This window comes from Actinomadura macrotermitis (assembly GCF_009604375.1).
GTDB classification, from domain to species: domain Bacteria; phylum Actinomycetota; class Actinomycetes; order Streptosporangiales; family Streptosporangiaceae; genus Spirillospora; species Spirillospora macrotermitis.
This window is the reverse complement of sequence record NZ_WEGH01000001.1, coordinates 2,041,022-2,060,597: the sequence shown is the minus strand read 5'-3', so window position 1 is coordinate 2,060,597 and position 19,576 is coordinate 2,041,022. Positions and strand designations below refer to the sequence as shown.

20 protein-coding genes are annotated in these 19,576 nt (G+C 71.0%); 18 read left to right on the top strand and 2 right to left on the bottom strand.

What is annotated here, in order from left to right; translation table 11 throughout:
• Positions 1-36: 36 nt before the first annotated feature.
• The 11 genes from cpaB to ACRB68_RS41100 all read left to right on the top strand — a co-directional run bounded on the left by cpaB (position 37) and on the right by ACRB68_RS41100 (position 9,727).
• Positions 37-777 (top strand): Flp pilus assembly protein CpaB, encoded by a 741-nt coding sequence (cpaB, locus tag ACRB68_RS09480; protein ID WP_153531732.1) that lies wholly within the window; start codon positions 37-39, stop codon positions 775-777.
• Positions 774-1,979: an AAA family ATPase gene (locus ACRB68_RS09475; protein WP_153531731.1), complete on the top strand. Its 1,206-nt coding sequence runs from the start codon at positions 774-776 to the stop codon at positions 1,977-1,979. Before cpaB ends, ACRB68_RS09475 begins: the two co-directional genes overlap by 4 nt.
• Entirely contained in the window at positions 1,976-2,398 is a 423-nt protein-coding gene (locus ACRB68_RS09470; RefSeq protein ID WP_153531730.1) for a TadE/TadG family type IV pilus assembly protein, read from the top strand. Before ACRB68_RS09475 ends, ACRB68_RS09470 begins: the two co-directional genes overlap by 4 nt.
• The gene (locus ACRB68_RS09465) at positions 2,395-2,742 is read left to right on the top strand and encodes a TadE/TadG family type IV pilus assembly protein (protein ID WP_153531729.1); all 348 of its coding nucleotides are present in this window, start codon (positions 2,395-2,397) and stop codon (positions 2,740-2,742) included. The genes ACRB68_RS09470 and ACRB68_RS09465 overlap by 4 nt, the downstream gene beginning before the upstream one ends.
• Before the next feature lie 3 nt (positions 2,743-2,745).
• Positions 2,746-4,065 (top strand): CpaF family protein, encoded by a 1,320-nt coding sequence (locus tag ACRB68_RS09460; RefSeq protein ID WP_153531728.1) that lies wholly within the window; start codon positions 2,746-2,748, stop codon positions 4,063-4,065.
• On the top strand, positions 4,062-4,988 hold the full coding sequence (locus tag ACRB68_RS09455; protein ID WP_328593963.1) for a type II secretion system F family protein: 927 nt from the start codon (positions 4,062-4,064) through the stop codon (positions 4,986-4,988). The genes ACRB68_RS09460 and ACRB68_RS09455 overlap by 4 nt, the downstream gene beginning before the upstream one ends.
• Positions 4,988-5,872 (top strand): type II secretion system F family protein, encoded by an 885-nt coding sequence (locus ACRB68_RS09450; RefSeq protein ID WP_153531727.1) that lies wholly within the window; start codon positions 4,988-4,990, stop codon positions 5,870-5,872. The genes ACRB68_RS09455 and ACRB68_RS09450 overlap by 1 nt, the downstream gene beginning before the upstream one ends.
• Entirely contained in the window at positions 5,859-7,049 is a 1,191-nt protein-coding gene (locus ACRB68_RS42420; protein WP_153531726.1) for a sensor histidine kinase, read from the top strand. The genes ACRB68_RS09450 and ACRB68_RS42420 overlap by 14 nt, the downstream gene beginning before the upstream one ends.
• Positions 7,050-7,066: 17 nt before the next feature.
• Positions 7,067-7,726, top strand: a complete 660-nt coding sequence (locus ACRB68_RS09440; protein WP_153531725.1) for a response regulator — start codon at positions 7,067-7,069, stop codon at positions 7,724-7,726.
• A 159-nt stretch (positions 7,727-7,885) separates the two neighbouring features.
• The gene (locus ACRB68_RS09435; protein ID WP_153531724.1) at positions 7,886-8,068 is read left to right on the top strand and encodes a hypothetical protein; all 183 of its coding nucleotides are present in this window, start codon (positions 7,886-7,888) and stop codon (positions 8,066-8,068) included.
• Positions 8,069-8,335: 267 nt separating this feature from the next.
• Positions 8,336-9,727, top strand: coding sequence for an OmpA family protein (locus ACRB68_RS41100; protein WP_328593962.1), 1,392 nt, complete (start codon positions 8,336-8,338; stop codon positions 9,725-9,727).
• A 50-nt stretch (positions 9,728-9,777) separates the two neighbouring features.
• Here the strand turns inward: ACRB68_RS41100 and ACRB68_RS09425 are convergent, their stop codons facing one another.
• A complete protein-coding gene (locus ACRB68_RS09425) occupies positions 9,778-11,259 on the bottom strand; it encodes a hypothetical protein (protein WP_153531723.1) in 1,482 nt (493 codons plus the stop codon).
• A gap of 338 nt (positions 11,260-11,597) precedes the next feature.
• Between ACRB68_RS09425 and ACRB68_RS09420 the strand changes: the two genes are divergently transcribed.
• The 3 genes from ACRB68_RS09420 to ACRB68_RS09410 all read left to right on the top strand — a co-directional run bounded on the left by ACRB68_RS09420 (position 11,598) and on the right by ACRB68_RS09410 (position 14,902).
• Positions 11,598-12,947: a hypothetical protein gene (locus tag ACRB68_RS09420; protein WP_153531722.1), complete on the top strand. Its 1,350-nt coding sequence runs from the start codon at positions 11,598-11,600 to the stop codon at positions 12,945-12,947.
• 14 nt (positions 12,948-12,961) lie between these two features.
• The gene (locus tag ACRB68_RS09415; protein WP_194293225.1) at positions 12,962-14,194 is read left to right on the top strand and encodes a glycosyltransferase family 87 protein; all 1,233 of its coding nucleotides are present in this window, start codon (positions 12,962-12,964) and stop codon (positions 14,192-14,194) included.
• Positions 14,195-14,302: 108 nt separating this feature from the next.
• Positions 14,303-14,902, top strand: coding sequence for a hypothetical protein (locus ACRB68_RS09410; RefSeq protein WP_153531720.1), 600 nt, complete (start codon positions 14,303-14,305; stop codon positions 14,900-14,902).
• Between the two features lie 33 nt (positions 14,903-14,935).
• On the opposite strand, the gene ACRB68_RS42415 is transcribed toward ACRB68_RS09410, so the two are convergent.
• Positions 14,936-16,159 (bottom strand): NlpC/P60 family protein, encoded by a 1,224-nt coding sequence (locus ACRB68_RS42415; RefSeq protein ID WP_328593961.1) that lies wholly within the window; start codon positions 16,157-16,159, stop codon positions 14,936-14,938.
• 290 nt (positions 16,160-16,449) lie between these two features.
• Here ACRB68_RS42415 and ACRB68_RS09400 point away from each other — a divergent pair, with 290 nt between their 5' ends.
• The 4 genes from ACRB68_RS09400 (at position 16,450) to ACRB68_RS09385 (ending at position 19,541) form a co-directional block, all read left to right on the top strand.
• Positions 16,450-18,009 (top strand): hypothetical protein, encoded by a 1,560-nt coding sequence (locus ACRB68_RS09400; RefSeq protein WP_153531719.1) that lies wholly within the window; start codon positions 16,450-16,452, stop codon positions 18,007-18,009.
• A complete protein-coding gene (locus ACRB68_RS09395; RefSeq protein ID WP_153531718.1) occupies positions 18,006-18,554 on the top strand; it encodes a hypothetical protein in 549 nt (182 codons plus the stop codon). The genes ACRB68_RS09400 and ACRB68_RS09395 overlap by 4 nt, the downstream gene beginning before the upstream one ends.
• Before the next feature lie 4 nt (positions 18,555-18,558).
• On the top strand, positions 18,559-19,038 hold the full coding sequence (locus ACRB68_RS09390; protein ID WP_153531717.1) for a DUF3592 domain-containing protein: 480 nt from the start codon (positions 18,559-18,561) through the stop codon (positions 19,036-19,038).
• Positions 19,039-19,145: 107 nt separating this feature from the next.
• Positions 19,146-19,541 carry a hypothetical protein gene (locus tag ACRB68_RS09385; protein ID WP_153531716.1) on the top strand — a complete coding sequence of 132 codons (396 nt, stop codon included), beginning with the start codon at positions 19,146-19,148 and terminating at the stop codon, positions 19,539-19,541.
• The last annotated feature ends 35 nt before the right edge of the window (positions 19,542-19,576 follow it).

The window sequence follows — 19,576 nt, the reverse complement described above, 5'->3', positions numbered from 1 at the left end:
GTACACGGGTGTCCTTGTAGAAACGAACGGAGTCACATGAACCCCCGCCAGCGACGCGGCGTGCTACTGATGATCTTGGCGGCCCTGGGGGCTGTGTTCGTCTTCGTGACCGTTGTCGGCTACGTCGGCAAGGTGCAGGCCGATGCCGACGCCGCCGTCGGCGAGATGACCACGATCCTGCAGGTGCAGAGCAACGTCGAGGCGTTCCAGCCGGTGACGGCCGCCTCGGTGCGGCAGACCCAGATCCCCAAGAAGTGGGCGAACTCCGCCTTCGTCACCAACATCGCCGACCTGCAGGGCAAGGTCGCGGCCGGCAGCATCCCGGCCGGTGCCTATCTTCAGCAGGGCATGATGCTGGACGCTCCCTCGCTGCGCCCGGGCCAGCGGGAGATCGCCATCATGATCGACGCGGAGACGGGCGTCGCCGGCAAGGTGATGAACGGCTCCATCGTCGACGTGTACGCCTCCTTCGAGTCCACCCAGAACGGCGGGCGGGTCACCGCGGCCTGTGCGGTGCGCATCCTCAACCGGGTCCAGGTCATCAACGTGGGCCAGGTCCAGGCGATCACGCCGGACGGCAAGCAGCAGCCGCAGACCGGCCGGGCGTCCTCCGGCTCGGCGCTGCCCGTCACCTTCGCGCTGACCAGCAACGACACCCTGAAACTCACCTACGCCGAGAGCTTCGCCCGCAAGGTGCGGCTGGCGCTGGTGGGCGGGGCCCAGGACGCCAAGCCCCCCTTCAACCGTCTCTGCGAGACCCCCCAGGCGGGTAAATGAGCATCCGGGTTCTGATCGGCACCGCGGATCAGGAGCTCGCGAGCCAGCTGCGGATGCAGATCTCCGAGCTTCCCGAGATCGAGGTCGCCGGGGTCGAGAGCGGCTCGGGCGACGTGCTCGGCATCGTCGGCTCGCACCCCGAGCTGGACGTCGTCCTGGTGGACGAGGAGATCGGCCCGCAGCCGGGCCAGGAGCTCATCCGCGAGATCGCGATGCGCCGCCCGCACCTGGCGGCGGTGCTGCTGAGCGGCCGGGTCGACGAGGAGGTGCTCTCGCGCGCCCTGGAGGCCGGCGCGCGCGGCGTGCTCGGCCGTTCGCCCAGCCTGGAGGAGCTGAACGCGCGGCTGGTCGCGGTCGCCGAGTGGTCCCGCGGGATGCGCCGCTTCCTCGGCGGGACGGGCCCGTCGGCCGAGGAGTTCTCCGGCCGCCGCGGCCGCCTCGTGGCGCTCGCCGGCGCCAAGGGCGGTACCGGCACGACCACGCTCGCGGTGCTGCTCGCCGTCGCCGCCGCCCAGGCGGGCCGGACCGTCTGCCTGGTCGACATGGACCTGCAGTGCGGCGACGTGCCGAGCTACCTGGACCTGGTGCACCGCCGCAGCATCGCCGACCTGGTCAACGTCGCCGCCGAGATCAACGGCGCGATGCTGGCCGACGCGCTGTTCGTCCACGAGTCCGGGCCGCACGTGCTGCTGGCCCCGGCCGAGGGCGAGCGGGCCGAGGACGTCACCTCCCTGGCCGCCCGGCAGATCCTCGGCGCGCTGCGCAGCCGTTACGAAGTGATCATCGTGGACTGCGGCGCCTTCATGACCGAGGGCGCGGTCACCGCGGTCGAGATGGCCGAGCAGGTCGCCCTCACCGTGATGCCCGATCTGCCCTGCCTCCGCGCGGCCAAGCGGGTGGCGCACCTGTGGGGCCGGCTGCAGGTGCGCAAGGCCGACGAGGTGTCGGTCGTGCTCACCCGGCAGAGCCGCAAGAACGAGATCCAGCCCGACTTCGCCGCGCGCATCCTCGGCATCCCGATGACCAAGGCGACGATCCCGCCGGCGTTCCGCGCGCTGGAGAAGTCCATCAACAACGGTGCGCTCACCCGCGTCGACGACGACGCCTTCCATCGCGCCGTGATCCAGCTCGGCGGCGAGCTCGGCATCCTTCCGGTGGAGCCCGGCGGCGGGACCCGGAAGGGGAAGGCGGCGGACAAGTGAACAAGGGCCCCCGGACCGCGGCACTGAGGTCGGACGCCGGCATCGTCGAGTTCACCGGCGTCCTGCCGCTGATCCTGGTGACGGTGCTGCTGGTGTGGGAGGTGTTCCTGCTCGGCATGGCCGCCACCTACACCGGCCACGCCGCCAACGAGGGGGCCCGGGTCGCCGCGGTCGGCGGCGACTACAACGAGGTCAAGGAGGCCGCGGTGAAACGGATCGCGGGCGCCTGGGCCGACGAGGACAACATCGACGTGCACTACCCGACCGGCCCGATCTGCGACGCCCAGAAGGTGGTGCGGATCGACGAGGACTGCGGGTACGTGCGCGTCACCATCAGCCCCCCGCTGCTGTTCCCCGGGGTTCTGCTGCCGCTGAAGGTCAGCGCGCGAACGAAGATCGTTTACGAGGGGGAGGGATGAGGCGAGACCGCGGAACCGCCGCCACCGAGTACATGTCCGTCATCGGGCTCTTCCTGCTCGTGCTGGTGCTCTGCCTGGAGGCCTACGTCGCCTTCAGCACGATCGAGAAGGTGGAGGACGCGGCCCGCACCGGCGCCCGCGTCGGCAGCATGGAGGGCGCCTTCGCGGGCCAGGCCGCCGCCGAGCGCGTCATGCCCGGGTGGATCAACTTCCACACGGTGCGCGTGGTGCAGGTCGGCGACCGGATGGAGTGCGAGATCTGGGCGAAGGTGCCCGTGCTGGCCAAGGGCGTCCCCGTCGACCTCGAGGTCCGGCGCCGCGTCGAGATGCCGGTCGGAGGGTGAACGATGGGACTGCGTAACCGCCTGGACAACGACGCCGTCAGCGACCGGCAGAACACCGGGGCGAACATCTCGCACTGGCGGTCGCGGCTGCTGGAGGAGATCAACCTCGACGACCTCGCCCAGCTGGACCTGCCGCAGCGGCGGGCCCGGCTGGAGAAGGTGATGGCGCACATCCTCACCCGTGAGGGCCCGGTGCTGTCCACCCGCGAACGCACGATGCTGATCCGCCGCATCGTCGACGAGGCCCTCGGCCTCGGCGTGCTGGAGCCGCTGCTGGCCGACCCGACCATCACCGAGATCATGGTGAACGGCCCCGACCAGGTCTACGTCGAGCGCGGCGGCCGGGTCACCCAGATCGACCTGGGCTTCGCCAACGAGGCCCAGCTCTACCAGACCATCGACCGCATCGTGGCGCAGGTGAACCGCCGGGTGGACGAGTCCAGCCCGATGGTCGACGCCCGGCTGCCCACCGGCGAGCGCGTCAACGTCATCATCCCGCCGCTGTCGCTCATCGGCCCGGTGATGACGATCCGGCGCTTCCCGCGCCCCTACCAGATGCACGAGCTGGTGCAGAAGGGCTCCCTGGACGAGCAGACGGCGATGCTGCTGGCCGCGTTCGTGCGGGCACGGCTGAACCTCGTCGTCACCGGCGGTACCGGCACCGGCAAGACCACCTTCCTCAACGCGCTGTCGGGGTTCGTCCCCCCGCACGAGCGCATCGTCACGATCGAGGACTCCGCCGAGCTCCAGCTCCAGCAGGAGCACGTCATCCGGCTGGAGTCCCGCCCCGCCAACATCGAGGGGGAGGGCGCCATCACCATCCGCGACCTGGTGCGCAACTCCCTGCGCATGCGGCCCGACCGCATCATCGTCGGTGAGGTCCGCGGCGCCGAGACGCTGGACATGCTGCAGGCGATGAACACCGGTCACGACGGCTCGCTGGTCACCGTGCACGCCAACTCGGCCGAGGACGCCATCTACCGGCTGGAGACGCTGGCCTCGATGAGCGAGGTGAAGGTCCCCTACGAGGCGGTCCGGGACCAGATCGGCAACGCCATCGACGGGATCGTCTACCTGGAGCGCGGCGCGGACGGGGCGCGGCGCGTCCGCGAGGTCGGCGTGACCGTCTCCGCCCGCCGCGAGTCGGTCCGGCTCGCCAACATCATGCGCTTCGAGTCGCAGCCGGTCGGCCTGGACCGCAGGGTCCACGGCCGGTTCGTGCACGCGCCGCTTCCGCCGGAGCTGGTGAACCGGCTCGTCTACGCGGGTGAGGCGGTGCCCCAGGCATTCGTCCCGAGCACGCAGAACGGAGGTCCGAGGTGAATCTTCCTTCCATCCTGTTGGTCCTGTTCGGGGTGCTGCTGCTGGTGGTGTGGGCGGCGTGGGAGTTCGGGCGGGGCCTGGACCAGCGGGCCGCGCTCGCCAACCGCGGTTCGCGCGGTTACGAGGACCGCCGGATGGCCACGTTCCTGGACCGCTGGGACAGCCGGCTGCGCCGTACCCAGCTCGGCCGCCAGGTCTCCCGGCGGCTGCTCGCGGCCGGGATGCGCATCCGGCTGTCGGTGTTCGTCTTCGGCCTCGGCGGCGGCGCCCTGCTCATCATCGTGGTGCTCGGCCAGTTCCTGTCGCCGTTCCTCGGCGTCGTGCTGGCCGCGGGTGCCGGGGCGGGCGTGTTCACCTACCTGCGGCACCAGGAGGACCGGCGCCGCGAAGAGTTCGTCGGGCAGCTTCCGGAGCTGTCGCGGGTGCTCGGCAACGCGGCGTCGGCCGGCCTGTCGATCCGCACCGCGATCGAGATGGCCGCCGACGAGCTGGACGACCCGGCCCGCACCGAGCTGGCCCGCACCGCCGAGGCGCTGCGGCTCGGCCAGGGCTTCGACGAGGCGATGGTCGACCTGCGCGAGCGGCTGCCGTCCCGGGAGCTGGCCGTCCTCATCAGCACGCTGGTGGTGTCGTCCCGCTCGGGCGGTTCGCTGATCACCTCGCTGCGCACCATCTCCACCACGCTGGAGGAGCGCAAGGAGACCCGCCGCGAGATCAAGACGATCCTCGGCCAGTCGGTGGTGGCGGGCTGGGCGATCGGCGGCATGGGCGGCATACTGCTGCTCGGCATGGCGATCTTCAACCCCGGGATGTTCGCCCGCATGACCTCCTCGCTGGCCGGCCAGATCATCCTGGTGGTCGTGCTGGGCCTGTTCACCGCCGCGCTGCTGCTGGTGCGCCGGATGACAAGGATCGATGTCTGATGCCCCTGCTCATCGCGCTCGCCGCCGCCCTCATGGTGCTCCTGTTCGTCTGGGGCTACGCCATGAAGAACAGCAAGCCCGCCGCGGCCGAGGCCGTGGTGGTCGCCAAGGCGGCCAAGGCGCCGGAGTTCGGCCCGTTCGGCTCAGTGATCAACCCGGTCGGGCGGCCGCTCTCCGGCCCGGTGCTCGGCATGATCAGCCCGGCCGGCCGGGGCCGGCTGCGCCGCCGCATCGAGCGGGCGGGCCGGCCGAGCGGGCTCACCCTGGAGGGATACGCCGCCAACAAGGCCGGCACGGTCATCATCTTCGGCGGCGGCGCGATGATCGGTGTCATCACCGGCCATCTGGTCATCGGCGTCATGATGCTGATCGTCGGCCTGGTGCAGACCGACATCGTGCTGTGGAACCTGGCCCGCGAACGCCAGCAGGAGCTGCAGAAGTCGCTGCCGGACTTCCTGGACGTGCTGACCGTCACGGTCTCGGCGGGCCTCGGCTTCCGGCACGCGGTGGCCCGGGTCGCCGACAGCATGCCGGGTGCGCTCGCCGACGAGATGCGCACCGCGCTGCGCCAGATGGAGCTGGGCACCTCGTTCCGCAGCGCCTTCGAGGAGCTGCGGCAGCGCAACGACAGCGAGTCGCTGTCCAGCTTCGTCACCGCCATCCTGCAGGCCGAGGAGCTGGGCGCCCCGCTGGCCCGCGCGCTCAGCGAGATCGCCGTGGACATGCGCCGGGACGCCTTCCAGCAGGCCCGGCGCCGGGCGCAGCGGGCGGACCCGCAGATCACGCTGATCGTCACGTTCCTCATGCTCCCCGCGATGATGCTGCTGATCGTGGCGATGCTGTGGTACGGCACGGACGGGTCTCTCGGTCGTGTCCTCGGCTGAGCAGATCGCCGGCGCCCGCGTGGGGGCGGCGTTCCGGCTCCTCATGCAGGCGCGCATCCTCATCGCGTGCGTCTCGCTGCTGCTGGTGCCGTGGGACGACCGGGCCGTCGGGGGCTTCCTCATCGTGATCGGCGTCGCGCTGCTGTCGTCGCTGGCGCTGTTCGCCTGGGGGCAGATCGTGCCCTGGCTGCTCCGGCAGCCGGTGCTGATCGGGTTCGATGTGTTCGTCTCCTACGCGGTGCTCGAGGCCGGTGACGTGCTCGGCCCCTTCTTCCTGTTCACGGTGTTGACCGCGGCCGTCGCCGGGCTGCTGTACCGCTGGCAGGGCATGCTGCTGGTCTGCGGGCTGCAGATCCTGCTCTACTACGCGGCCGCGGCCGGCGGCCGGTCCACGCTCGCCTTCCAGACGCTGATCGCGATCCCGGCGTTCTACCCGATCGCCGGTTTCATCGGGATGGGGCTGCGGCGGCTGTTCGACGAGCAGGCGCGGCTGGAGGAGGCGCGCCGCCGGGCCGAGGTCGCGGTCGCCGCGGCGGACGAGCGGGCGCGCCTGGCCCGGGAGATGCACGACTCGCTGGCCAAGACGCTGCGCGGCATCGCCATGTCGGCGGTCGCGCTGCCCTCGTGGATGTCCCGTGCCCCCGACCGCGCCGAGCAGGAGGCCAGGAACATCGCCGCGGCCGCCGAGATCGCCGCCCGGGAGGCCCGGCAGCTGATCGAGGAACTGCGCGACGAGGTGATCGAGTATCCGCTCGCCGAGGCGTGCCGCGAGGTGGTGGCGTCCTGGGGCCGCGACTCGGGCATCGCCGCCTCGGTGACGGCGGATCCGCACGCCGAGCTGCCGATGCGGGTGCGCTACGAGGTCATCGCGATCCTCAAGGAGGCGCTGGAGAACGTCGTCCGGCACGCCGCGGCCGGTTCGGTGGAGGTGCGGCTGGCCGCCGAGCAGGACCAGGTGGTGCTGGTCGTCCGGGACGACGGGCGCGGCTTCGCCTTCGACGGTGAACTCGGTGACTTCCTGCGGGGCGGACACTACGGACTTGTCGGTATGCGCGAGCGCGCGACGACCATCGGGGCGTCCCTGGCCGTGCTGTCGGAGCCGGGCGCCGGCACCACGGTGACGGTCACGGTGCCCTCGGTGCGGTCGGAGTCCTCGCCGCGGCTGGAGGCCGCTTGAACGAGCTGGAGAGTTCCATGAGTCAGGTCAGCGTCGTGGTGGCGGACGACAACCCGGTCGTCCGGTCGGGGCTGGTCGCCCTGCTGGAGTCGACGGGCGAGGTGCGGGTCGTCGGGCAGGCCGGCGACGGCGCGCACGCCATCGAGCTCACCGAACGGCACCGGCCCGACCTGGTGCTGCTGGACGTGCGGATGCCGCTGGTCGACGGGCTGACGGCGGTGCGCACGCTGAGCACCCTCACCCGGGTGCTGATGCTCACCTACACCGACGACGCCGAGACGATCCGGGCCGCGGTGCGCCACGGCGCCAGCGGCTACCTGGTGCACGGCACGTTCACCGCCGAGGAGCTCGCGGCCGCCGTCCGCGACACGGTCTCGGGGAAGGGCAACCCGCTCTCCCCGGTCGCGGTGTCCGCGCTGATGGCGGCGATGAAGGAGACGCAGCCGGCGCTGGCCGTCCGCGCGCCCGGCCAGCAGGGCTTCGGCCTGTCCGCCCGCGAGTCCGAGGTCATGGACCTCATCGCGCGGGGCCGCAGCAACCGGGAGATCGCCGGGGAACTGTTCCTCACCGAGAAGACGGTGAAGAACCATGTGAACCGCATCTTCGCGAAACTGGCCGTGACCAACAGGGCCGCCGCGATCGCCAACTGGCTGGGCACCACGGCGAGGGACCGCTAATGGGCCCGAACGATGGGCCCAGGTTGGGCCTGCAGGCCCTGGGGACGTGCTTCCACTCTCCCTACATTAGTACTCGAAAGGCGGAGCCGAATACGTGGGAGAGGGAAAATGAAGCCGATCAGCACATCCACTGCGTGGCTTTCCGCGCGAATGGTCACCATGATGCCGACCAAGGACCGGGACGACCGCGGAGAGGGCCCCGTCTCCTACATCGCGGTGGTTCTGCTCATCGCCGTCATCGCGCTCGCGCTCGCGACCTCCGACGTCGGCACCACCATCAAGAACTACATCTCCAGCGCCGTCAAGCAGGTCTGGGACAACGGCACCAAGTCCGGCGGCTGACCGAAAGCAACGCAAAAAGCAACACACAACGCGAAGGTGGAGCACCGGGAACGTCCGGTGCTCCACCTTCGCGTTTTCGTATTGCAGGCGGGTTGGCGGAATATTGCTCGAGGAGGAAACATCATGGGCATGAAGCCTCTTTTTCTTCGCACCGCGGCCTTGACGGGTGCGCTGGCCTTGGTCCTGACATCCTGCGGCGGCGATGACAAGAAGGGCAAACCGCCGGCAACCGGTTCCTCGACGGGCGCTTCCGCCCCGCAGAACGGGGTGCTGGGTTCACAGCCGCTGTTCCAGGATCCGCAGGCCAGGGTGGAGCTGCTGGCCTTGGAACGCGTGGCCGACAAGGCGGTCGTCGCCAGGATGCGGGTGGTGAACCAGAGCGCGCAGCCACTCGACTTCGGAAGCATGCTGAGCGCGGAGGCGGGTGACGGACGCGACGTCGGCACCTTCGACTCGAACGCGGTCTCGGGCATCGCGCTCTTCGACGGCGGCGCCTCGCAGTTGCACTATCCGCTGGTGAGCTCCGCCAAGGAATGCCTGTGCACCCGCGCGAACTTCCCCAAAGTCGCAGCGGGCGCCAGCTGGGACATCGCGGCGGCCTTCCCGCCCCCCAAGCCCGGGGTCGGCAAGATGACCGTGCTGTTCCCGGGCGCCGCCCCCTTCTTCGACGTCGCGGTCGGCACCCGCGCCGACGGCACCGTCCCCGTCGACGACTCCGGCAAGACGGTCGACGCGGCCACCACCGAGACCCGCCCGCCCCGGGTGATCCCGGTGATCGCGACCACGCAGAACGACACCGGCGCCGAGGACGACTCCGGGCAGGACCTGCGGGTGCGGATCTCCTCCGACGTGCTGTTCGCCCTGAACAAGGCCGACCTCAGCCCGCGGGCGCAGACGATCCTGGCCGACGTCGCCAAGAAGATCGACGCTTCGACCGGCACCACGGTGAAGATCGACGGGCACACCGACAACAGCGGCAACGACGCCATCAACCAGCCCCTTTCGGAGCGCCGCGCCCAGAGCGTCGAGGCCAAGCTGAAGACCCTGGTGACGCGGCCCGGGGTCGGCTACGAGAGCAAGGGGCACGGCTCCACCGAGCCGCTGGTGCCGAACGACAGCGCCGAGGGACGGGCGAAGAACCGGCGCGTCTCGGTCACGTTCACCCGCCCGAAGCCGGCGCCGCAGCCGGCCGCGACCGGGGCCGGCCGCCCGGCCGGGCCGCAGGCGTCCGGCACGATCGCCGGTTCACCGCTGCCCCCCGGCTGGACGGGCGCGTGGCCGAAGAAGGCGAAGGTCACCGTCGACAGGCTTCAGCGCGCCGCCGACGGCTACACCGCGCTCACCATGACCGTGCACAACGACGACCCGGCCGTCCTGAACGTGAACTCGCTCTTCACCGCCCCTCCCGGGGACGGTTACAAGTGGGAGAGCCTGAGCGGGGTGGTCCTGTCCGCCGGCGGCAAGCGCTACCGCGTCCTCAAGGACGACCGGGGGGTCGCCGTCGCCCCCCGGATGGCCGCGCTCGACACCAGGCTCAAGGAAGTGGGGCAGGGCGAGCAGCTGACGCTGACCGCGCTGTACAAGCTGCCGCCGGAGGTCTCGGCGGTCTCGGTCGAAGTGCCTTACTTCGCCAAGATCGACGGCATCGCGGTCGGCTGACGACGACCGTCCGGTCCTCCGGAGCGTGCTCCCGGAGGACCGGACGCAGGTCATCGCCGCGCGTACACGACGGCCACCGGATTCTCCGCGACGCGCCGCCAGCCCGGCGCCGCGCCGAGATACCGGCTCAGCGGAGCCGGCCGGGGCCAGACGACCACCTCGACGCGGTGGCGGTCCAGGATCTCCTGCCAGTCCGGCGCCCCGTCCAGCAGCCGGAGGTAGTCCTCGGTGACGCCGACGGGGTACATGTCGTAGCGGTCGTCGATGAAGACCCGCTGCCGCGGCCAGTAGGCGTGCACCACGTAGGCCGCCCAGGTGTCGGTGGTGAGCAGCCGCCGCCCGAGCAGCCCGTTCTCCTGCACCGCCCGCATCGCCTTGGTGGGGTAGGCGGTGGTCAGCTCGTAGCCGGGCCCGCCGAGCATGGACAGGCCCGCCCGCCCGCCCAGCAGGACGAGCACCGCGATGAGCGCCGTGTTCAGCACCCGCCCGCGGTCGCGCAGCTCGGACACGGCCGACAGGCGCGCGACGATCGGCAGCACCACCAGTGGTGCGAGCGCGATGTTGCGCTGCGCCCACAGGGCCAGCACCAGGAACACCAGCGCGACCAGGGCATCGGCGCGGGTCGGCCGGCGGCGCGCCAGGAACATGATGGCGAGGAAGGCCACCAGCCACACTGCGAACAGCACCCCGGGCGGTGTGCGCAGGTTCGGCGGCATCCACTCCACGACGCGTTGCAGCATGCCGCCCCGCCCGGCCAGCTCGAAGGGGAACAACACCAGGCGGTACCCGTAGGGGTTGACGAAGCACAGTGCGAAGCCGAGCAGGCCGCCGAACGCGAGGGCACGCTCACGGCCGGCCCGGAGCGGATGGCCGTCCGCTCTGCGCCCGAGCAGGTGGAGCAGGAGGTAGCCGAACCCGAGGACGAACGTGCCGTGCAGGTTCGCCCATGCCCACAGCACGAGCGGGACGGTGATGAGGGCCCGCCGGCCGAGCACTGAGCCGGGCACTTCCACGATCCACAGGAGCACCACCAGGAGCAGGACGCCGAAGACCAGCGGCCGGCTCTCCCAGAACGGGAACGACGCTCCCACCGATGCCGCCGTGAGGAACGCGGCGCGGGCGGCGTGCCTGGTCAGCCGCAGCGCGAGCCGATAGGCCAGGATCGCGATGGCGGCCGCGAGCAGCCCGTTCAGCATCTTGATCCCGGCGGCGCCCGCGACCCGGTCGGCCGCCGCGTAACCGACCTCGGCCAGCCACGACTGCGCGACCCATTCGTGACCGGGCACGGTGAACGAGTAAATGTCGTGGTGCGGGATTCCATGGCCGAGGATCCAATGCCCGGTCTTCAGGTGGAGCAGGAACGAATTGTCGTGGAGCGGGCTCAGCTGGGTGAGCCACGCACCGATCGCGATGGCGACCGTGAACAGCGCTCCGACGCCGGGTGCGGGTAGCCGGCGCAGCCGGGACCCGGTGTTCTCGGCGGTGGGCTCCGGCGGCTTTTCGAGAGCGGCTTCGTCTGCGGTCGACGGCATGGTTCTCCTTGGCGGAGGGAGGCGGACCGAGGCGTATCAGAGGGGCCGCGGGCACGGCAAGGCAGAAGCGGTGCGGGCAGGGTTGGGCCCGTGTTTGGGTCTGCAGGCCCACGCGGTTCCAGGCAGCGCCTAGTTTGATTGTCGATTGTGTACCATCATGAGTCGTTTCCCGGTGCCGTCGGCCCGGCGGCGATGACGCGCGCAGCCGGGTGAGCGCCGCGGCCACCGTCCATGCGCCCTCGGAAAGCCCGGCCGCCGCAAAGGGGCAGCGGCGTGCATTGAATTCCGGGTGGATCGGGCGCCTTCCGTCGACCGTCATCTGGGCCACCTTCGGCTGGGTGGCGGGTCTCAGCCGCCTGAACGACAATTCCTTCCTGATCCACCTGCGTACCGGGCACTGGATCCTGGACCACGGAATCCCGCACCACGACATCTACTCGTTCACCTTCCCGGGCATCTCCTGGGTGGCCCAGTCCTGGCTCGCGGAGGTCCTGTACGCCCTTTTGGACCGGTCCGCCGGCCCGGTCGCGATCCGGTTGGTGAACGGCCTGACCGGTGCGGTCATCGCGGTCCTGGCGGCCCGGCTCGCCACCCGGGCCCGCGGTGGCGGCCGCACCGGGCCGCTCGTCCTGCCCGCCGTCGCGGTGTCGGCCATGCTCTGGGCCGAGCGGCCGCTGCTGTTCGGGGTGGCGGCGATGCTGGCGCTCGTGTGGATCGTCGAGCTGCCGGACTCGTTCGCCGGGCGGCACGCGCGCGTGGCGGTTCCGCTGCTGATGTGGTTCTGGGTGAACACGCACGGGACCTTCATGCTGGGGTTCGGGTATCTCGCCCTGCACCTGGCCGGCCGCTGGTGGGACGGCGCGCCGCCCTGGCGGGCCCGGGAGCTCTCTCTCCTGCAGGGGACACTGCTCGCGTTCGGCGCGGCTGTCGTCAACCCTTACGGCGTCCGGCTCCTGCTGTTCCCGCTGGAGCTGATGGGGCGGGGCGAGGCGCTCGACTACGTCCAGGAGTGGAAGTCGCCGGATTTCCGGGCGCCGATGGGGATCGCCTTCGCGCTGTTCGTCCTGATCTTCTTTGTCGTGCTGGCACGGGCCGAACCGCGCCCGGACCGCCGCGACCTGGTGGTGGCGATCCCCTTCCTGTTCCTCGGGTTCTGGGCGCTGCGCAACCTGGCGGTGACGCCGCTGGTCTGCCTGCCGATTGCGGCCCGGCTGCTGGGGGAGCGGCCGTCCGCCGCGCCGTCGCGCAGGCGTCTCGCCTGGACCTGGCTCGCCCTGGTGCCGTCGCTGCTGGTGTTCGCCGCGGTCATCGGTCAGCGGGCGGCGTCGGAGCCGGGCCTGGCTCTCGGCAAGTATCCCGTCCAGGGCATGCGGGCCGTCGAGCAGCGCGGCCTGCTCGGTCACCGCCTCCTCACCACCGACGAGTGGGGCGCGTATGTGATCCACGCCTACTGGCCGCGCCAGCGGGTCTTCATGGACGACCGCTTCGACATGTACCCCGTCCCGTTCACGGTCGATTACATGAAGGCCGTGCAGGGGCGGGCGCAGTGGCGGGGCCTGCTCGACCGGAACCGGATCGACGTCGTGGTGTGGCCGGTCCGCACCCCGCTCGGCGAGATCCTCGGCGAGGCCGACGGCTGGACCCGGGTGCACCAGGACGCCACCGCGTCCGTGTTCGTGCGGCGATGAGGATGGTGGGCGCTTTGCGTACGAAGTGGCGCGACAAGGTCATGGCCGGCTGGGTGCTGTCCCGTGTCCTGCTGGTCGTGATCCTGCTGGTGCCGGTCTACCTGCGGCTGGGCATCCTCGGCGACGTCAAACTCTACGAGGAGTGGAGCCGGATCCTGGTGACCGGGCACCTGCCGGGGGACGACCCCAGCTGGCAGTACCCGCCGCTCTCCGCGCTGGTGTTCGTGCTGCCCAGGATCTTCGGCGGCGGTGGCGTCTACGGGTTCATGTTCATGCTCGGTGCACTGACCGTGGACCTGCTGGTGCTGCGCATGCTGATGTGGAAGGGGCGCCCACGGAGCGGAGCCTGGTACTGGGTGGCCGGGATCTTTCTGCTCGGCCCGATCGTCTACTTCCGCTATGACCTGTTCGCCACCGCGCCCGTGGTCCTCGCCCTGCTGGTGATCTCCAGGAGGCGGATCTTCGGAACGCTGGCGGCGGTGGGCGCCCTGCTGAAGGTGTGGCCCGTGCTGCTGCTCCTGGCCGTGCCGCGCAGCCGCGCCGCCGTCCAGACGATCGCGGCGTTCGCGGTGACCGCCGCCCTGGTGCTGGCGATCCTGGCCGGCACCGTCGACGGGGCCTGGGGCTTTCTGCAGCAGCAGGAGGGCCGCGGGCTCGAGGTCGAAGCGCTCGCGGCGACCCCCTTCCAGGTGGCCCGGTCCTTCGGATGGCAGGGCGTCTGCCGCCTCCGGTACGGGGCGTGGGAGCTGGTCGGACCGGGCATCGCCACGGCGGCGACCGCCAGCGTCGTCGTCAATCTCGTGGCCTTCGTCCTCCTCGCGGTCGCGGTCTGGCGGCACGCTCCGCGCCGGTGGACCCCCGCTTTCGGCTGTGACGCGGTGCTGGCGGCCGTGCTCGTGGCCGTCGTCACCAGCCGCGTGCTGTCACCGCAGTACCTGATCTGGCTGCTCGGCATCGGGGCCGTATGCGCGGTGGATCCGCGCACCCGCCAGCGGCCCGTGCTGGTGCTGCTTCTGGTGGCCACCGCGCTGACGCAGCTGGAATTCCCGCTCCTCTGGAGTGACGTCATGGCGGGCAAGGGCGTGGGGACCGCCGTGCTGGTAGCACGCAATCTCATCCTGGTGGCCGCGACGGTCCTGGCCGTCGCCCGGGTCTGGCGTGGGCCCGCAGCCGAGGCCGCCGCCGCCCCGGAGCCGGTCCGGGACGAACGCGTAGAAGGGCTCGCGCTGTCCGGTCCCGGAAGCTGAAGAAGTGACGCCCGCCGCCCGGCAACGAGGACCGGGCGGTGACATTGGGGTCTTGAATGGGTCCCCGGGCTCATAACAAGCCATGCGGGCCGACGGTATACGTGGTCCGTGTCGTACCTATTCCGTTTCGCGGTGCTCGCCTCGCTGGTCGCCGGAGTCGCGTGGTGGCAGCCGTGGCGCCAGTTCACCGACTCCCTGCACCGCGAACCCGGCTTCCGCGAGCATGTGACAGACGAGTACCGCCTCGCCTATCCGTCCGAGTGGACGACGGTGCGCAAGAGGGACCGTCAGGGGACCTTCTGGGAGGAGTTCAACGGCCCCGCGACCGAGAACGGCGCCTACTCGGGCCAGGCCCGCGTCGCCGCGTGGACGCGGTGGCCGTACCAGCTCCAGGACAAGCTGGTGCAGTACCGCGCCTCGGCCGGGAGGAACGGGTACCGCATCCTCAAGGAGGAGCGCATCGTGGTGAAGGGCGCCGTGGCGGCGCACCGCTTCGAGGTGGCCCAGCAGACCAGGACCGCGACGGGCGCGCTGGTGCCCCTGCGCGGCACCGAGACCTTCGCGCTGACCGCCGACCACATCCTGGTCGACCTGAGCGTGCGGGCGCCCGAGAAGGACTACGGCACGACGCGGCTGCCGCAGATCCTCGCCTCGTTCGAGGTCCGGCAGGCGCCGAACGGCCTCATCGACAAGGTGAAGAACGGGTAGCGGACGGCCCCCGCCCCGGGCGGGGACCGGCGGCTACTTCTCGTTCTCGTTGCAGTCCTTGCCCGACCGGGCCAGCGGGCGGGTGAAGCCCACCTTGTTCGGCCGGTCGTAGCTGGAGACGCGGATGGGGCCGCAGGCGGTGCAGCGGGCCTCGATCATCAGCTTGCGCGAGGGGTCCAGGACCAGCCCGACGTGGCCGGGGCTGTTGCTCCCGGTTCCGGGGCCGGCGTTGAAGAAGACCAGGTCGCCCGGCTTCTCCTGGCCGTCGGGGACGCGTACGCCGTAGGGCCACTGGTCGAAGGTGGTGCGCGGGATCGGCACGCCGGCCTCGAGGTAGGACGCGTAGATCATCCCGGAGCAGTCGAAACCGCCCTCGGCGTACGACTCCCCGCCCCAGACGTAGGGGTAGCCGATCTTCTTGTAGGCGTTGGTGAGGATCTCCTTGACGAGCTTGCAGGCGTTGATGTCGCCCAGGTTCGGGGGATCGCCCGTCCACTCGGGGTTGGAGCCGTAGTCGGGGACGCCGGTGTACTTGACGTCCTCCTTCGCCACCAGCCGGATCTTGAACACGCGCAGGATCCGCTCGCGCGGGGCGGCCGCCGCGCCGAACTCGTCCCAGGTCACCACCCTGTCGAGGCCGGGGCCGCAGAGGAGCTTGGTGGGCTTCATGTAGGTCGCCCCGTTCTCGACGACGGGGCGGTACGTGTAATCGCACGGGGGCATCTTCAGCTGGGCGATCGCGGTGGCGGTGCCGCGTCCCTTGGGGATGCCCCGCCGGCCCCGGTTGTCGGTGCACAGCTTGCGCGGGTCCTTGAGGTCCTCGCGCTCCTGGGCGGTCAGCTCCTTCTCGTCCTTGATGACGCAGTCGATGGTCTGGACGTCGGCCTTCATGGTGTAGCCGAGCAGTCCCGACGGTTCGACCTTGCGGATGAGCTCGGCCTGGTTGCGCTGCGCGTAGTCACGGGCCGCACGGTTGTAGGCCGGGTCGGGCTCGGTGAGGGTCGCGACCTCCCACAGGCCCATGCCCACGGGGTTCTGGCCGCGCTGCGCCCAGCTGACGGCCTCGTCCCGCAGCGGCGTGACCGCCGCGATCGCCGTGGAGTCCGCCGCGATCTGCGCCCGTGACCGCATGTCGTTGGCCTGGGCGACCTGCACGGCCATCAGGGTGAGCGCGAACGCGCACACCATGGCCGCGAGCAGGATGATCTGAGTCGAGCCTTCGTCGCGGCTGAGCGCACGCCACCGGCCGAATCGCACCTTGCCACCACCGAGTCAGTCGAACTCACAAGGGACCAGGGTGACTCTAGGCGGGAAGATCACCGGGCGACAGGGTCCGTGGGCCCAACATCGCGGCGCCGCGCCCGCGGCCGGCGGGGCCCGCAGCGCGGGCGAGCGGTTCGGTTAATTTCCGGGAAAACGTCGGTGAATTCAAATGAACAAATGGCGCCCGGTGCATTCTTTGGGTCTGGCAATAGGTCTGTGGGCTCAATTTGTGAGGCCATTTGTCTGGCACTGTTCCCGCTGTGCGGGAACAAAGGAAGCAGGGGATGGCCCGGGACCGGGGCGAGGGGCCGGTCGCCTATCTGGCGAGCCTGCTGTTCTGCGCGGTGCTCGCCGCGGTGCTGCTGCTCACCGGGCTCGGCGGGGACGTCGCCCGCTTCACCGGCGCCGCGATCTGCCGGGTCGGCCAGGCGGCCGGGCTCGTCGCGCACTGCGACCCGCCCGGCCGCCCCGGCACCGACCGGACGGCCCCCGATCCGGACCAGCCGGTACAGCCCTGCCTCGCCGGGAGCGAGAGCACCTACCTCGAAGAGACCGTCACCATCCCGACCAAGCGCGTGGACGTGCGGACCAACAGCCGTGGCACGATCCAGCTCAACAAGCGGGTGGGGCCGGACGGCAGGCCCGTCTGGGAGGTCGTCGACTTCACCTGGGGCGAGGGCGGCGTCTCCACGCCCGAGGTCGGCAAGGGGCCGGTCAAGGGCGGCGTGTGGGGCGGCCTGATGATGACCAACGGCAAGGTCTACGGCGGGTTCACCACCGAGGAGGAGGCGCGCAGGTTCTTCGACGACCTCAAGGAGCACCGGATCGGCAGCGAGGTGAAGTTCACCCTGCGGACCAACCCGGTGACCGGCGGGTTCGTCTGGCTCGGCAGCAAGCTGCCCTGGGTCGGCGACGACATCGACCGCTACATGGGCGGCAGCGAGCCCGACCGCAAGCCGACCGGCGAGTACCTGGACGGCGGCATCACCGGCGGCCTCAAGGGCGACGTCGAGCTCGGCCCCGTCAAGATCCCGCTCAAGGGCCGCGGCTGGCTCATCTCCGGCACCCAGCACAACCTGGTGAACGGCGAGAAGACCACCTACTACACCCAGCGCGGCGAGGCCGAGGTCGCCGTCCAGCTCGACCTCGGCGACATCATCTCCAAGCTGCCGCCGCCCCTGCGCCGCAGCGCCCAGCAGGGCCTGGAGGCCGGCCTGGACGCGGTGCTGAACGTGGTCGAGGGGCAGCTGAAGAGCAAGATAGGCAACAACTTCGTGCTGCAGCCCGGGCAGCGCGCGCAGATCAAGGGCGCGGTCAAGCTGAACCCGAGCATCGGCCTGAACTACAAGCACCGCGCGGGGACGACGTGGGGCGTCACGCAGGACAAGGACGGCAAGGTCGTGCGGGTGACGCAGACCCAGAACGGCCAGGACGTCCTGTACGCGCGGGTCGACGGCAAGCTGAAGTCCTCCAACTCGGTCGGTGACAAGTTCGACGCCACCGGCGGCAAGCAGTGGATCCTGTTCGCGCAGCGGACGCTGACCGAGAAGGCGCTGGACTACTCCAGGGCCGACGACCGCAAGCTCATCGACCAGTACCTGCTCGACGGCGACACCGACGCCCTCGAGCGGGCCTGGGACCAGGGCGCGGGGACCATGGGCCGCACCACCTACGACAACACCGGCGAGACCGGCAAGGCCGAGGCCAAGGGCGCCGCCGGCGGCAAGCCGAAGACCCGCTGGGGGATCTTCGAGATCGGCCGGGAGGACGAGAAGAGCATCTTGCAGGACGCGCAGTACTTCAAGCCGGGAGTGGGGTGGGTGCCGTGGAAGGCGTGCCGGTGAGAGCGGCCCTGGCCGTCCTCGTGGCGGCCGTCCTGACCGGGTGCGGGGGCGGCGGCGAGGTGGAGCGCGTCCCGGTGCCGGCCGGCTTCGCCGAGCTGCGCACCGGGTCCTACGCCTTCGCCTACCCGGCGGGCTGGCGGCGCGGCGACGACACCGACGAGCGGGGCCGCCCGGTGCTGGTGGTCACCGGGCCGGTGCTGCCCTCGGGCGTCACCGACGGGCAGGTCCGGCTCCAGCGCTACGACGGCCGTATCGGGTTCGCCGACGCGCTGACGCAGTTCCGCGGCCTGGCCCGGATGAACAAGTACCGGATCACCGCGGACCGGCCCGTCAAGGTGGCGGGGGCGAGGCGCGCGCAGCGGTTCGAGGCGTCCTACGAGCTGGCGGACGGCAAGGGCGGGAGCATCCCGTTCAAGCTGCTCGGCGTGTACGCGGCGGCGAAGGACGGTGTTCTGGTGGAGTTCATGCTGCGTGCCCCCGAACAGGGGCAGGCGAGCGCCAGGCTGCCGGACATCCTCGCGTCCCTGCGGCTGAAAGGGGACTGATCCCGTGGTGCGGCGGGTGCTGTGGTGGCTCGGCGCGATCGTCGTGGTGCTGCTGGCCGTGCAGGTGTTCTTCGGTGTCCTGTCCTGGATCCCCAAGCCCTGGCTCGAGGTGGCCGCCCTCGTCGCCGGCGGCCCGGTGCTGCTGGCCGCGGCGCCCCTGGTCCTGGTCTCCGACCTCCGCTTCCGCGGCGGTGCGGTCCGCACCGAGGGCACGGTCGAGTCGTGCGAGGAGTGGGCGGACGAGCCGTCCTGCACGCTCACGATCCGGTTCACCGCCTTGACCGGCGAGACCCACGTGTTCGAGGCGGAGAAGGCGCCGCGCCGCGAGCCGGGGCAGCGGGTCCCCGTCCTGTACCGGCCGGAGCGCCCCGAGGCCGCGAGGTACCACCGTCATCCGCTTTCCGATGTCGTGAAGGCCGCGGCGATGTTCACGATCGGCGCCGTGGTGACGTATTTCCTTTGGCGCAATCACCTCTCTCATTAAAAGAGCCGTCCCGCGCCGTTCTTTCGCCGTTCACCGCATCGCATCCGTGGCGTGGAAAGGCTCGGTGAGAATCGGCCTGTCCAGGGTGGCCGAGCGTACGGAGAATCGTGGAGATCCGCAGCGGGTTCGTCGCGTTCTGCCTCGGTGCGCTGGTGCCGTTCGCCGGCCTCGTCGCCGCCGCGCTCGCCGTCACGGCGGCCGTCGTCGCCGCCCCCGGCCTGGCCCGCTCGGCGGGATTCACCTCGGCCGCGATGCCGGCCGCCGCGCTGCTGAACCTCCTGCTCGCCTTCGCCGGCGCCTGGCTCGCCGGCCGCCGCCTGCTGGACGCCGGCGCCCCCACCGGGCGCGCCGCCGCGATCGCCTGCGCGGGGCCGCTGCTGGTGGGCCTGCTCACCCAGACGGGCATCGCGGCCCAGGGCCGCCCGCTGGTGCTGCTGCTGGTGCTGGGCGCCGCCGCGGCCGGAGCCGGGCTCGGCTTCGGCATGGCCGCACGCCGCCGCTGACCCGCGCCGCCCGCGCCCACTACTCCACCGCCGGA

What these genes read in the sequence shown, in the direction of transcription:
- ACRB68_RS09440 (WP_153531725.1), top strand. Translation starts at nt 7,067, where the DNA reads ATGAGTCAGGTCAGCGTCGTGGTGGCGGACGACAACCCGGTCGTCCGG.
- ACRB68_RS09465 (WP_153531729.1), top strand. Translation starts at nt 2,395, where the DNA reads ATGAGGCGAGACCGCGGAACCGCCGCCACCGAGTACATGTCCGTCATC.
- ACRB68_RS09450 (WP_153531727.1), top strand. Translation starts at nt 4,988, where the DNA reads ATGCCCCTGCTCATCGCGCTCGCCGCCGCCCTCATGGTGCTCCTGTTC.
- ACRB68_RS09425 (WP_153531723.1), bottom strand. Translation starts at nt 11,259, where the DNA reads ATGCCGTCGACCGCAGACGAAGCCGCTCTCGAAAAGCCGCCGGAGCCC.
- cpaB (WP_153531732.1), top strand. Translation starts at nt 37, where the DNA reads ATGAACCCCCGCCAGCGACGCGGCGTGCTACTGATGATCTTGGCGGCC.
- ACRB68_RS09400 (WP_153531719.1), top strand. Translation starts at nt 16,450, where the DNA reads ATGGCCCGGGACCGGGGCGAGGGGCCGGTCGCCTATCTGGCGAGCCTG.
- ACRB68_RS09435 (WP_153531724.1), top strand. Translation starts at nt 7,886, where the DNA reads ATGATGCCGACCAAGGACCGGGACGACCGCGGAGAGGGCCCCGTCTCC.
- ACRB68_RS09460 (WP_153531728.1), top strand. Translation starts at nt 2,746, where the DNA reads ATGGGACTGCGTAACCGCCTGGACAACGACGCCGTCAGCGACCGGCAG.
- ACRB68_RS09475 (WP_153531731.1), top strand. Translation starts at nt 774, where the DNA reads ATGAGCATCCGGGTTCTGATCGGCACCGCGGATCAGGAGCTCGCGAGC.